Source organism: Acinetobacter sp. YH12072 (assembly GCF_013419565.1).
In the GTDB taxonomy this organism is placed as follows: domain Bacteria; phylum Pseudomonadota; class Gammaproteobacteria; order Pseudomonadales; family Moraxellaceae; genus Acinetobacter.
Window position 1 is genome coordinate 140221 of record NZ_VOZV01000002.1, and the last position, 13747, is coordinate 153967.

Sequence of the window (13747 nt, forward strand, 5' to 3'; positions counted from 1 at the left end):
ATTATTTTTAATTTTTTCTATAAATGATTCTGACATAAAAAATGCCGACTTTCGTCAGCATTTTTTCAATCTTGAAGTTTAGGCCTCAACCCATTTGCCATCCTGATAGACCAGCGACCATTTGGTTTGCTTGCCTTCAGGGGTTTCCGAACCAATATATTGAGACTGGTTCTTACGGCTGAATTTCACCAAGGTTGGATTTCCTTCAGGATCCACATCTGGTGCCTGCAAAATAAACTGATATTTTGGATCTAGCTGATCCGCTACAGTACGCAGTTCTGCAACCTTCGGTGCGCGAGTTTCACGGACTTTCGGGAACTTGCTCGCGGCCAGGAACAGACCGGCGGCACCATCACGCAGAACAAAGAAATCATCATGCTTGGTTGAACGTAAGTGTTCCATCTTGATCGGATCAACACGCGGAGGCGCAGGTTGACCATTCTTCAAGACTTTACGGGTATTCTCACAGCTGGTACAGGCAAAATATGGACCAAAACGGCCAGTTTTCAGCTGCATTTCACCATCACATTTATCACATAGAATGGTTGGGCCATCATAACCCTTAATCTTGAATTCGCCTTCTTCCAGCTCATAACCTGTACAGTCCGGGTTATTACCACAGATATGCAGTTTACGGCCGCCATCAATCACATAGCTGTCCATTGCAGTGCCACAGACTGGACAACGTTTTTTCGACATCAGGTCAGCAGTTTCTGCTGCATCATCATCAGACAGTGCAGCCAGAGATTCAACCGGAGTCAGGTTCAATGTACCTTTACAACGTTCTTTCGGTGGCAAGTTATAACCCGAACAGCCCAGGAATACGCCTGTTGTACCGGTACGGATCTGCATCGGACGGTCACATTCTTTACAATGGACTGCTTCAACTTCGACAGGCTGATTGCGGCGCATGCCGTTTTCACCCTGAGCATTGGTCAGACGTTTTTTGAAGTCACCATAGAAGCTGTCTAACAGATCTTTCCAGTTACGCTCACCATCTGCCACTTTATCCAGCTGACCTTCAAGGTCTGCAGTAAAGTCATAGTTCATCAGGTTATTGAAGCTTTCATCCAGACGATCGGTGACGATCTCACCCATCTTCTCGGCAAAGAGACGACGGTTCTCCAGTTTTACGTAACCACGATCCTGAATGGTCGAGATAATGGCAGCATAAGTCGAAGGACGACCAATACCTTTTTTCTCAAGCTCTTTTACCAATGATGCTTCAGTAAAACGTGCCGGTGGTTTGGTAAAATGTTGAGATGGATCTAGTTTTTCCAGCTTCAGCACTTCACCAACTTTCACAGCAGGCAACAGTACATCATCATCAGATTTGTTCTGGCCACGAACTTTGGTGAAACCATCAAATACTAAGGTACGACCTTTGGCTTTCAGTTCAACACCATTCGCATCCACTAAAATAGTCGATGATAAATATTCTGCTGGTGTCATCTGACAAGCTACAAATTGACGCCAGATCAGGTCATACAGACGCTGTGCATCACGTTCCACTCCAGCCAGACTATCGCCTTTCAATGCCACATTGGATGGGCGAATGGCCTCATGGGCTTCCTGCGCACCAGCTTTATTACCATAACGGTTCGGCTTGGCTGGCAGATATTTCTCGCCATATTCAGACTCGATATGACCACGCACCATATTGACTGCATCATCACTCAGGAAGGTGGAGTCAGTACGCATATAGGTAATGAAACCAGCTTCATACAGGCGCTGTGCCAGCATCATGGTTTTCTTTACCGAGAAACCTAGACGGGTACTTGCGGCCTGTTGCAAGGTAGACGTGATATACGGCGCACTTGGATTCACCTTGGTCGGCTTATCTTCACGGCTAATAACTTTATATTCAGCGTCTTTAATCAGATTCAGTAAAGCATCTGTTTCAGCTTTATTATGCAGCTTTAAAGTCTTGCCATTTTGCTTGACCGCTTCCAGACGAATATCATCTTTCTTGGATTTGGTATCTGCAAAAACCTGCCAGTATTCTTCAGGAATGAACTTACGAATTTCACGTTCGCGTTCCACGACCAGCTTTACAGCGACAGACTGTACACGCCCCGCAGACAGACCACGGGCAATTTTTTCCCATAGCAGTGGCGAAATCATGAAGCCGACGACACGATCCAGGAAACGGCGTGCCTGCTGGGCATTGACCTTATTGGTATCTAGACGTGAGGGCTGTTTAAACGCTTCCTGAATGGCATTTTTGGTAATTTCGTTAAAGACCACACGTTGATAGCGTGAATCATCGCCGCCGATCACTTCTTTTAAATGCCAGGCAATCGCTTCCCCTTCACGGTCCAAATCCGTTGCGAGATAGACTTCATCGACTTGCGATGCCAGTTTTTTCAGTTCAGCGACTACGCCTTCCTTGCCCGGAAGGACTTCATATTTGGCTTTCCAGTCATGTTCTGGATCGACACCCATCCGGTTAATCAACGCCTGCTGTGATTTTTCCGCTTTTTCTGCTTCAGTCAGCTTGGTTCGGGTCACCGGTTTTTTCTCTGCAGTTTTCGCAGAGCCGCCCGTTGGCAAGTCACGCACATGACCCACCGAGGATTTCACGATGTAGTTTGAACCGAGATACTTGTTGATTGTTTTCGCTTTTGCAGGCGACTCCACAATCACCAAGGCACGTTTACTTCCAGCGTCGGAAGACTTCGCCGTGCTGCTTTTTGATGTGGACCGAGGAGCGTTCGCCATATTAACCGTTTAATCCTGTTTATTTCTAAAATTAAAGTTCAGCCAAAGAATGTAATAGTGCCTTGATGTCATCAAGTTGTGTGGCTCTAAGATCAGATTCTTCATCCCAATAGAGTCCTACACAGTTTGCCTGCATATCAATAGCATAAATGCCCTTTAATGCAATGGGAAAATCTTTAAATTTGTCATCCCCATACACCAGTTCAAGTTTGTTATCAACCACGCGGGCACGCATCAGCGGTAAACGGGCATCTGGAAGCAGCACACTATAATAGGCCACCATACTGGCACGACTTTCAGTCGCCTTGGGAATGTTGGTCCAGTCCGGTGCAACCACCAGACGTGGATGTAAGCCCATCTTGCGGGCTTTATCACGCATAAGTCCTAATGCCTTTTCTCTAGGACTCACACGCAGACCAAAAATAGACCCCAGTACGAAAACGATGATGACAACTGCCACCCAGATTCCGGTATTTTCCATAGTTCAACCTTTATGTTCTTATATTAGATTTGCATAAGCCCGCTATAAAAGGCAAGCACCGCTGGATAAATTTAATTTCCCAGCAGCTGCGGACTATAAATAATTTCCCGTTTATTTAACTGTATTAGCTGATGTTTGATGAGTAAATCGAGTGATTCTCGTACCTCTTCCTTAGGCACGCATCGCTCTAGTAACGCCTCGAAACTGGCAATAAATTTAGGCCGACGTTCTGCAAAAACATTGAGATAAGGCATCAGGCGCAGACGTAAATGACTTAATTTTCTTTCAGTCACTTCATCTTGAGTTTCGACGGTTTCGACGGTTTCGACGGTTTCGACGGTTTCGACGGTTTCGACGGTTTCGACGGTTTCGACGGTTTCGACGGTTTCGACGGTTTCGACGGTTTCGACGGTTTCGACGGTAGCTAAATGCTGTTTATAAAATTTTTCAATTGCTGCAGTCTGATATTGAAGCTTACCAGACTGATTTTTAATAATTTTTATTCTAATTAATTCATCTACTAAAAGCTGAGCATATTTTTCTTCCACTTTTAAATTGGCTTTAAGCGAGTTGATTAAAGTTTCTACTTTTGCAGGCTTAGAAAAGTTACTTCTCACTAAATTGGAGCAGTATTGAAAAATCAGTTTTTGAATGTCTATTTCTGCTTTTATTTGCTGAGCAATATTTGGATTGACTAATGGTTTAGCTGAAATAACTTTAGCCTGAAATTTCGCAATTTTAAGTAAGTCCGCCACATATTCCATAGAAAAGTCATTCGACATAATCTCGAAGCAAACTTCAGAGCTTTTATATTGGGTAGAAAGCTGTCCAGCAATAAAACATAGGCCAAAATCAGCAGCGTCTTTACCTATTTTAGGCATCTTCAGGACTTTTAGTTTTCCTGCACTGATTGCAGGTGCAAGCCTGACGACACCATCCAGACTAAACCCCATGGGCGTTTTGGCATAGACCAGATAAACATATTGATATTGGGCAAGATATTGAAGGAGCTCTGTTTCAGTTTTAGGTAAGTTTTCAATATCCAATAAAAGTATTTTTTTCATATGCCCTCATGAGATTATTCTAATTTAGAAACATCTCATGACTATATAACACTTCGTGACCATTCCAATAAATATATCCTTTTTCAATCAACTCTTTAAGTAAAAGACGGACATCGGATTTTGGAAATAACTGCTCGAGCAAATCACGTAATTCATAAATATCTTTAGGCTTATTTCCCTGTAATTCGCGCAGCTTGCGTGCAACTTCGAGCTGTACCGGATCAATTTTATTAAAGTTTTTGAACAGGCCTTGCTGGGCAGACTGGATTAGAGATTGAGCAGGTTCAACAACAGGCTCTTCAGGATTAAGCTTCGAGACCACCTGATTCAAAGCTGGTTTTTCAATGGGTACATGTTCATTGAGATCCAGCTGCACCCACTGTTTCAGCACTTTTTTACGGAAACTGATTTGCTCGTCATAACGTTTGACTATTTTCAGATTAATCAGCATGCCAACTACATGCTGGGCTTTGCCTGGTAAAACTTGCAGAATATTGGTGACAGAATTTTTTAAGGTTTCGAGCGTGGTCGGTTTACCACTCATCTTGCCGAGCGCATCACAATATTTTTTCACCAGCTGCAAAGCCGGTTTAGCTTTAATGGCTTCAATACTTGGCAACTGGATTTTGGGTTTATCTTGAGTCTCTGTTGATGCATCCTCTGGCAACACCTGAATCAGGCTGCAATCAATATCTGAAGCCTGTAGCATCTGCATTAGCATTTCACTGCTATCCATCGCAGAGATCAGCTCGACCTGAGTATCTGCTTCCAGCAAAGCCATCAACTGGCCCACAATCACGGCATATTCATATTCCTTATGCTCTGCTTCCGGGACATCCAGAATGATAATTTGTCCACTGCTGATCCAGCTCGCCAACTCAGTCAGTTCTTCTAGAGCAAACTCGAATTTTCCGGCACAGTTAAACAAATACAAGGTCGGATAATGTTCAACAATGTCACGTAACAGTTTGGCTGTAGGAAAGTTATTTTCGAGATCAAGAAGGACAACTTTTTGGCGCATAAGGCAAGATTAAAAACTGAGCTAGAAAAATACTATTAGAGTAGGAAGTGTGTGAAAGGTCAAATAGTTTCCTCCTTCCATGACGATATTTAGATTTTAAAGATCATCTTGGACGAAGTAAAAGTGGCGACTTGGTTTAGGTTTATCGAGCTTCACCTACTTAAAAGAAAACCCTCACGACTGGAGGGCTTTCTTTTTGTTTTCTTTTTAAAAATTATTTGTAAATTAATAATGCGGTGGACGGTTGGTGACCGGATCAAAAGCATCAATCCCTTCGGACAAATCTGCAGACTCAACACGTTGATATAACAACTGCATTTGTTTTTTTAAATCGGCAATTTCCAGATTCTGGCGAGTGACCTGCTGATTCAGCTGTTCAACTAAATCATCTAAAAATGCAATTCGCACTTGCAAATCTTCAATGGGTGCGGAAAATGACGCCTGATCATTTAGATTTTGTTGTTTAGTCATTTTAAGTCCTCATTTGGGATTTCAGGAAACATTAACATTATGGCCTATATTACTTTAAGGGATGTCCAACTGGCATTTGGCGGACCTGCCTTGCTCGACGGCGCCAACTTTAATTTGGAACGCGGTGAACGAGTATGTTTGATTGGCCGTAATGGTGAGGGTAAGTCTACCTTACTTAAACTGATTGAAGGAAGTTTACTCCCGGATAGTGGTGAAGTTTCGTTACAAAATGGCATCACCATTTCCATGCTGGCCCAAGACGTGCCAATGGATTCCGGCAAGGTTGCAGATATTGTTGCCGACGGCGCTGGTGAAGCTTCAGAAGTGTTGCGTGCTTACCATGAAGCCAGTGAAGCTTGCGTGCTCGGTGATATGGAAGCCTGTGACCGCATGGGACATTTGCAGCATCAGATGGATCAGCTGGATGGCTGGGCTTTAGAAACTAAGGTTAATTCAATCCTAAGTAAAATGGGACTGGATCCTGAAGCGGATCTGGCCGATTTATCTGGCGGTCGTAAACGCCGTGTCCTGTTGGCACGTGCCCTGCTCACCCAACCTGATGTGCTGTTACTCGACGAACCGACCAACCATCTGGATGTCGAAAGTATCGAGTGGCTGGAAAAATTCCTGCTCGAGCAGAACAACCTGACCTTACTGTTTATTTCGCATGACCGTGCCTTTGTGGACAGTATTGCGACCCGTATTGTCGAGCTGGACCGTGGTATTTTGCGTAGCTATGAAGGCAACTATTCACGTTACCTCGACCTGAAAGCTCAGCAGCTGGAAGCAGAAGAAAAACAGAATGCCCTGTTCGAGAAAAAACTGGCTGAAGAAGAAGCCTGGATTCGTCAAGGTATTAAAGCGCGCCGTACCCGTAACGAAGGTCGTGTCCGTGCTCTGAAAGAATTGCGTGAAGAGTCTAAAGCACGCCGCTTCCAGCAAGGCAAAGTCAACATGTCGACTCAGGAAGCACAGCGTTCAGGTAAAGTGGTGTTCGAGATTGAACATCTGAGCGTGAAGTTTAGTGACAATGCACCGATCATCAATGACTTCTCGGCGCTGGTAATGCGTGGTGACCGTATTGGTCTGGTGGGTGATAATGGTGTCGGTAAAACTACACTAATCAAAGCCATTCTGGGAGAAATCGAGCATGGCGGTACAGTCAAAACCGGTACCCAGTTGGAAATTGCGTATTTTGACCAGCTACGTAATGTGCTGGATCTGGAAAAATCAGTTAAAGATAACGTTTCGGAAGGTTCAGATCATGTCGATGTGAATGGCCAACGTCGTCATATCTATAGCTATTTACAAGACTTCCTGTTCTCCCCAGAACGTGCCCGTACGCCAGTTAAAGCCCTTTCAGGTGGTGAACGCAACCGTATTCTGCTCGCCAAACTATTACTGAAACCATCCAACCTGATCGTGATGGACGAACCGACCAACGATCTGGATATGGTGACGCTAGAACTGCTGGAAGAAATGCTGGCGGAATACAAAGGCACCCTGCTACTGATCTCGCATGACCGTGCTTTTATGGACAATGTCGTCACATCAACCTGGGTCTTTGATGGCAAAGGCAATATTGATGAATATGTCGGTGGCTATCAGGATTATCTGGAACAACGTCCAGATCAAACTGTGGTTGACCAGAAAATGGCAGTCAAAAAAGCTCAGGCCAAAGCCGAAGCAGCGGTTACACCTGCAGCATCGGCTCCGAAGAAAAAACTCAGCTATAAAGATCAGCGTGAACTGGAAATGTTACCGGCTGAAATTGAAGCACTGGAAAAAGAACAAGCTGAACTTTCCGATAAACTGGCGGATGGCTCGTGGTTTGTCACAGATGCAGCAGCAGCGACCAAGGCTTCTGAACGTTTAGGCGAAATTGATGAGATTTTGCTAGAAAAAATGGAACGTTGGGACGAACTGGAAAATATGACCAAAGGCTAATCTTTAAATCGCCTAGTCACTAAGCATCTGTATTCGTACAGGTGCTTTTTTATTTTACAGTTTTTTATTTCAAAAAGCTCTTCTGCTACACTGCTGACATCTTTGATTTTAAATATTGAATTTATGAGTCGAACGCCAGAATACCAACCCGGTGAATTTCAATGGTCATTCCTGTTACCGCAATACTGGGGTATCTGGGTGGGTATTGTATTTCTGATGATTCTGGCCATCTTACCTTGGGCGATTCAGCATCGTCTGGCAGATCTACTCGGCCAGATGGCATTTAAATATTTGAAATCTCGCCGTGAAACCACGCTTCGCAATCTGGAAGTCTGTTTCCCGGAATGGTCAGCTCAAGAAGTTCAGGACAATGCCCGTATGGTCTTTATTGACCAGATGCTCGGTGTATTTGAAACCTTGAATGCCTGGTACTGTCCAAAATGGTTTAAAGGCCGGGTACAAATTGAAGGGTTGGAACATATCCAGCAGGCTCAGGCAGAAGGTAAAGGGGCTTTATTGCTCGGTACCCACTCGACTTTGCTGGATGCTGGTGGTTATTTATGTGCACAGTATTTTGAGCCGGATGTGGTGTATCGACCACAAAATAATCCCTTGCTCGATATGCTGATTTACCGCTGCCGTGCCACCATTTATGCCAACCAGATTGACCATGATGATATGCGCGGTCTGGTGCGTAACCTGAAAAATGGCCATGCTATCTGGTACAGTCCGGATCAGGATTTTGGTTTAAAACAAGGCGTAATGGCGCCCTTTTTTGGGGTACCTGCGGCCACAGTAACTGCACATCGTCGCTTATTGAAAATGACCAAAGCCGCTGCAATTCCACTCTATTTTTATCGAACTGGTGATATTAAAGATCCATGCTACTGTGTGTTGATCGAGCCTGCGGTAGAGAACCTGCCAAGTGCGGATGAAGTCGATGATGCAACCCGGGTAAATCTGATTATTGAACGCCAGTTGCGCATTGCACCGACGCAATATATGTGGTTCCACCGTCGCTTTAAGACCCGTCCTGAAGGCTATGATAAAATCTATTAAAAACTAGAAAAAATATGGACGGTATTATTGGCAAGACAACTCAATGATCGGTTCCCTGATAAATCCACATTGCTTGTGTATGCCCTGCACGCTCAAAACCTAGAGCTTTATAAAATTCAGTGGCATGCTGATCAGCTACCAGAATTTTCTGATGAAATCCTGAATAACGTTGCAGCATTTCTTGCATGATCAGACGACCAATGCCCTGTCGCTGCACCTCTGGGTGAACCAATAAATGCGGGAAATACACCACCAGATAACCGTCTGAAATCGCATTTCCCAAGCCGAACAGCCGACCGTTGATACGTGCCGTCACCAGACTATGAGAATGCTGCAAAGCCTGTAAAAGTAATTGAGGTTTTTCTGCAGCTGACCATTGATTGACAAGATAGAGCTGTAGCACTTCGGATTCATTGACTGAATCATGATCAGAAATCATAACTTCCATTCAGGTAATATCCATTTTTTAATTTAAATTTTATTTTAATAATCAAATAATTATAATAAAAAAATAAGCTGAAAATAATTTAACCCGGGTTCTACATCCTGTAAAACCCGGGTTAATGAGGTTGTGCTTTCATATGTTATAATTGCTTCTTCGTTGTTGTGATTTCCCTTTCAGCATCATTTCCATGATGTTTTCATTCAGCTTCGTCTTCCTTATGAGAATATCCTTTCTCGACTCCCTGTGCTGATGAGCTTAGAATACGTGGATTCCTCTGTACTGCCCATTCGCAAGAAGCGGAAACTGCTGTAAGCAATATCGTACACTTTTCAGCTAAAACTATAAGAATTTCCCCTCATTCTTATAAGCCATCGCAATCTTATCAGTGACTTTTTTTCTCTTCTTTCTCTGCCTTTTCAATTCCTTCCTGAATCGCTTCTTTGGCTTCCTGATCATCCTGATCCGTTTCTTCCAGCGCTTCCTGATGATGCTCAAATACCCGCCCAGTTTGTAAAACCAGATAAACCGGAAAATGATCTGACCCGACGTGTTTTAAACGCTCCATATGCACCAGAGCGAAATCGGTGCTGTGAAACACATGGTCAAGCGACCAGCGTAATAAAGGATAATCGGCATGGAAGGTATTTACATAGCGTCGACCGACACGTGGATCCAGCAAACCGCTGATACGCTGGAATAAACGTGTCGTGCGTGACCAGGCCACATCATTCAAATCTCCCATCACAATGCAGCTTTCATCCAGATCCTTAATCTGATCCCCTACAATCAGCAGTTCTGCATCACGTAAGGTTGAATCTTTGGCTTCAGTTGGACTTGGCGGTTTCGGATGCAGACAATAAAGCTGTACCGGCTGTCCGGAACGTAACATGACCTTGGTATGAATCGAGGGAATTTCATCACTCAGAATAAATTTAACCTCGGTTTCACTCAGCTCAAGTTTGCTGTACAGATGCATGCCATACAGATTATCCAAAGGTACGGGCACCCGATAGGGATAATCTGGCTCAATGACAGCCAATGCATCCTGCCATGCCTGATCGGTTTCCAACGTTAAGACCAAGTCTGGCTGATGGGTCTGGATCTGTTCAATCAGTAAATGATATTTAGTATTGGTGGTCAGAACATTTGAAACAATCAGGGAAATCTGACGATCCGGATCCAGCTGATCCTGCTTGACCTGCTTGACCTGTTTTTTCCAAACAAAGGTATAAGGCAAGACCATTTTCAGCTGATACGCCAAAGCAGCGATCAGGCCGACAAAAAGCAGCTGATTGAAGGCCGTCCATGGGTGATCGACCAGGAGAAAAAGAACAAAGGCAATGAAGCCCAAAACCAGAATCTGTAAACGTGGAAAATCTGCACCACGAATCCACCATTCATCTCGGGGAATCAGCGACCAGAAACTTAACCAGATGACCACGATTGCCATGATCTGGATAAACCCTACCATAAGATACACTCTTTACTAAGTTATTATTTTTTCTAAAAGAAAAATTGCTTTATCAATTTTGTATGTATCATAAAGCAGATATTTCGCTCAAGAATATTGATGTTTTGATTGTGTAGCTCTTGCAGTCACGTCCCTTTTTGATACACTCGAATCCCTTTTGATTTTTTAACGCACCGAGGCAAAGTGACATGAAAGTAGGTCTGGTCGGTTGGCGCGGGATGGTGGGTTCCGTCCTTATGCAACGTATGGTTGAAGAGAATGATTTTGCTCATTTTGAGCCATTCTATTTTTCTACCAGTAATGCGGGTGGTGAAGCTCCGGCATTTGGTGGTAAGACTGCCCCAGCACTTATGGATGCAACAGACATTAACAGTCTGAAGCAAATGGATGTCATTATTACCTGTCAAGGTGGCGATTACACCACTGAAGTTTTCCCAAAAATCAAAGCTGAAGGCTGGAATGGCTACTGGATTGATGCAGCATCTACCCTGCGTATGGATGATGAAGCAATCATCGTACTTGATCCGGTGAACATGCATGTGATCAAAGACGGTCTGGTCAAAGGCACCAAAACTTTCGTGGGCGGTAACTGTACTGTTTCCCTGATGTTGATGGGCTTAGGTGGTCTATTCCAGAACAATCTGGTGGAATGGGCAACTTCAATGACTTATCAGGCAGCTTCTGGTGCTGGCGCGCAAAACATGCGTGAGCTGATTACTGGTATGGGTTATTTATATAACAATACCAAAGACTTGCTGGATGATCCACGTTCTCCAATTCTGGACATTGATTCTAAAATTGCTGAATTGCAACGTGGTGAAGGCTTCCCGTCTGCAAACTTCGGTGTACCTTTAGCAGGTTCTCTGATTCCATACATCGACAAGCAGCTGGAAAGCGGCCAGTCTAAAGAAGAATGGAAAGGTCAGGCTGAAACCAACAAGATTCTAGGTAACCAGCAGATCGTACCGATTGATGGCCATTGTGTACGTATCGGCGCAATGCGTTGTCACTCTCAGGCATTAACCCTGAAACTTCGCAAAGACGTTCCACTGGATGAGATCGAAGATATCATTGCAAATGCAAATGACTGGTCTAAAGTTGTGCCAAACACTCGTGAAGCCTCAATGACTGATCTGACTCCTGTTGCAGTGACTGGCACATTAACTGTACCTGTTGGTCGTCTGCGTAAACTGAACATGGGTAAAGAATACCTAGGTGCATTCACAGTAGGTGACCAGTTACTTTGGGGTGCTGCAGAACCTTTACGTCGTATGCTGCGCATCTTGATTGACTATAAAAACTCTTAAGTTTCCGTCAGGAAATAAAGCATGAAGCCGATCTTTATTGATCGGCTTTTTTGTGTAACTATTGCGTAAGTATTTTACAAAAAACAAACATCCCGTTAATCTATAATTTTCGCTATGCGATAATGACTGAGCTCACAGATGACTGTATATAACAAATTAAAGCTTGCCATTTTAGCCATTGTTGCTTCACAAAATATCTATGCGATTAATGTAGATTCGGTACAAATCCAGTCTGCACCTGGGGAATTGCTTTATGCGGAAATGAATTTCCGTCAATCAGATATTAACTTGCCCATTGAGGTAAGTTTAGCCTCGCCAGAAGACCTGATTTCTATGGGCGCATCGCATCAGCCACCGGGTCATTTGAATTTTTTCACCCGTCGCAACAGTAATGGAACTGGGGTTATTACTATTACCTCCTCGCGCCCGGTTACTGATCGTGAATTAAATATCATTGTTAAAATCAAGGAAGGCAATGCAGCACGCCTACAGCATATCCGTACTGCATTAAGACCTAAAACTGATTTGTTACAGGCCAGCCTGAAACAGACTGAACAGCCCCTCGCGCCTGTCGTAGTCGTGAGTGAAAAAGATATTGCCCTGAACTTACCGGTGAGTACGCGTTATACCAATGCACAATCCAAACCAACCACCCCGTTTGTGGCAGAAAAACCGTTAGCCTTACAAAACACAGCACCTCCTGCATTATCAGCCAGCTCTATCCCTAAAACAGCGTTAGCTGCTGTGACCCATGAGCCGACATCGAGTATTGCAGCTCAAGTCACAAGCCCAACAAAACTTAATACTGAAACTGCGGTAGCAGCGACAAGTCATAGTTCACAGCAAGCTGGCAATGTAAACACTGCGCCAGTGAATACTTCATCCAAAGCAGCTCACGCGACTGCGGCTCAAGCAGATGCAACGTCAAACTTACAGGCTGCAGCTACAAAAATTCAGGCTGAAACAAAACCAGCTGAAATTACAATAGATCCAACAAATAAAAATGCAGCCTCAGCGCAAGTTTCTGCACCGACAAGCACTGAAAACCAGATGGTGTCCAGTGATCCACTTGTCAAAAAATATGCAGAACAACAGGCTCGCAAGCAGGCGGCATCCAGCACTGCACAGGACAAACCAAATTTAGCGACTAAAACTCAGGCACAGCCGGCAGCCATCAAACAAAGCACCTCAACCCAGATCAAGCCGACGTATGTGGTACAGTCAAATGAGTCGCTTTGGGGCATTGCTTCCAGGATTGCCAATGAACAGCAGCGTCCAGTAAGTGAGGTCATGCAGCAGATCAAGCGTGAGAATGAACATGCTTTTATTGGGGGTGATGCTAACCGCTTGCGTAAAGGCGCAGCACTTAATTTAGCGACCGTTCATACTGCGAAAACTCCGATACAGGCCTCAGCAATTAAGTCTGCTCAAGCACCCTCTAAACCTGCTGCAAAAACCAAATATCGCCTGAATGAGGCTGAAATGAGCCTGGTTGCCGAGAATCAGCGTGATTCCGGCCAGGTTTCTGCCAACTCAAACACAAAAGAAAATCGAACTTCGAAAGAGTTGTCATTAAAAGTTATGACAGCCCGTGAAAAAACCGTTAAATTACAGAGAAACGTAACTGAACTAGAATTGGCACTCAATCAGAAGGATCACAGAATTCAATTATTAAATGCTCGTCTTGCCCAGCTGCAACAACAGCTTAAAGCACAACAGGCAGATAAAAAGCCAATTAATTAAAAAGTTACACATGACGA

10 protein-coding genes and 1 pseudogene are annotated in these 13747 nt (G+C 44.1%); 4 read left to right on the forward strand and 7 right to left on the reverse strand.

Translation table 11 applies throughout. The features are described 5' to 3' along the window. Positions 1 to 78 precede the first annotated feature (78 nt). The 5 genes from topA to FTU19_RS01880 all read right to left on the reverse strand — a co-directional run bounded on the left by topA (position 79) and on the right by FTU19_RS01880 (position 5758). Positions 79 to 2721 (reverse strand): type I DNA topoisomerase, encoded by a 2643-nt coding sequence (gene topA / locus FTU19_RS01860; RefSeq protein ID WP_180010924.1) that lies wholly within the window; start codon positions 2719 to 2721, stop codon positions 79 to 81. Between the two features lie 31 nt (positions 2722 to 2752). Beyond that, a complete protein-coding gene (locus tag FTU19_RS01865) occupies positions 2753 to 3202 on the reverse strand; it encodes an ammonium transporter (RefSeq protein WP_179993121.1) in 450 nt (149 codons plus the stop codon). Between the two features lie 71 nt (positions 3203 to 3273). Then, positions 3274 to 4266: a PIN domain-containing protein gene (locus tag FTU19_RS01870; protein WP_180129984.1), complete on the reverse strand. Its 993-nt coding sequence runs from the start codon at positions 4264 to 4266 to the stop codon at positions 3274 to 3276. 19 nt (positions 4267 to 4285) lie between these two features. Further along, a complete protein-coding gene (locus tag FTU19_RS01875; RefSeq protein WP_179993123.1) occupies positions 4286 to 5287 on the reverse strand; it encodes a hypothetical protein in 1002 nt (333 codons plus the stop codon). Between the two features lie 225 nt (positions 5288 to 5512). Beyond that, positions 5513 to 5758 (reverse strand): SlyX family protein, encoded by a 246-nt coding sequence (locus FTU19_RS01880; RefSeq protein ID WP_004781873.1) that lies wholly within the window; start codon positions 5756 to 5758, stop codon positions 5513 to 5515. A gap of 39 nt (positions 5759 to 5797) precedes the next feature. Here FTU19_RS01880 and FTU19_RS01885 point away from each other — a divergent pair, with 39 nt between their 5' ends. Then, a complete protein-coding gene (locus tag FTU19_RS01885) occupies positions 5798 to 7705 on the forward strand; it encodes an ATP-binding cassette domain-containing protein (protein ID WP_180010928.1) in 1908 nt (635 codons plus the stop codon). 123 nt (positions 7706 to 7828) lie between these two features. Then, positions 7829 to 8764: a lauroyl acyltransferase gene (locus FTU19_RS01890; RefSeq protein ID WP_180010930.1), complete on the forward strand. Its 936-nt coding sequence runs from the start codon at positions 7829 to 7831 to the stop codon at positions 8762 to 8764. Positions 8765 to 8804: 40 nt separating this feature from the next. On the opposite strand, the gene FTU19_RS01895 is transcribed toward FTU19_RS01890, so the two are convergent. Both FTU19_RS01895 and FTU19_RS01900 read right to left on the reverse strand, forming a co-directional pair. Beyond that, positions 8805 to 9212: a GNAT family N-acetyltransferase gene (locus FTU19_RS01895; RefSeq protein ID WP_180010932.1), complete on the reverse strand. Its 408-nt coding sequence runs from the start codon at positions 9210 to 9212 to the stop codon at positions 8805 to 8807. A 336-nt stretch (positions 9213 to 9548) separates the two neighbouring features. Beyond that, positions 9549 to 10680: pseudogene (locus FTU19_RS01900) on the reverse strand (endonuclease/exonuclease/phosphatase family protein). A gap of 188 nt (positions 10681 to 10868) precedes the next feature. On the opposite strand from FTU19_RS01900, the gene asd reads away from it, so the two are divergent. Together asd and FTU19_RS01910 are read left to right on the forward strand one after the other, a co-directional pair. Next, complete coding sequence (asd, locus tag FTU19_RS01905) at positions 10869 to 11987, forward strand: aspartate-semialdehyde dehydrogenase (RefSeq protein WP_180010936.1); 1119 nt, start codon at positions 10869 to 10871, stop codon at positions 11985 to 11987. Between the two features lie 138 nt (positions 11988 to 12125). Next, positions 12126 to 13730 carry a FimV family protein gene (locus FTU19_RS01910; protein ID WP_180010938.1) on the forward strand — a complete coding sequence of 535 codons (1605 nt, stop codon included), beginning with the start codon at positions 12126 to 12128 and terminating at the stop codon, positions 13728 to 13730. Positions 13731 to 13747 lie beyond the last annotated feature (17 nt).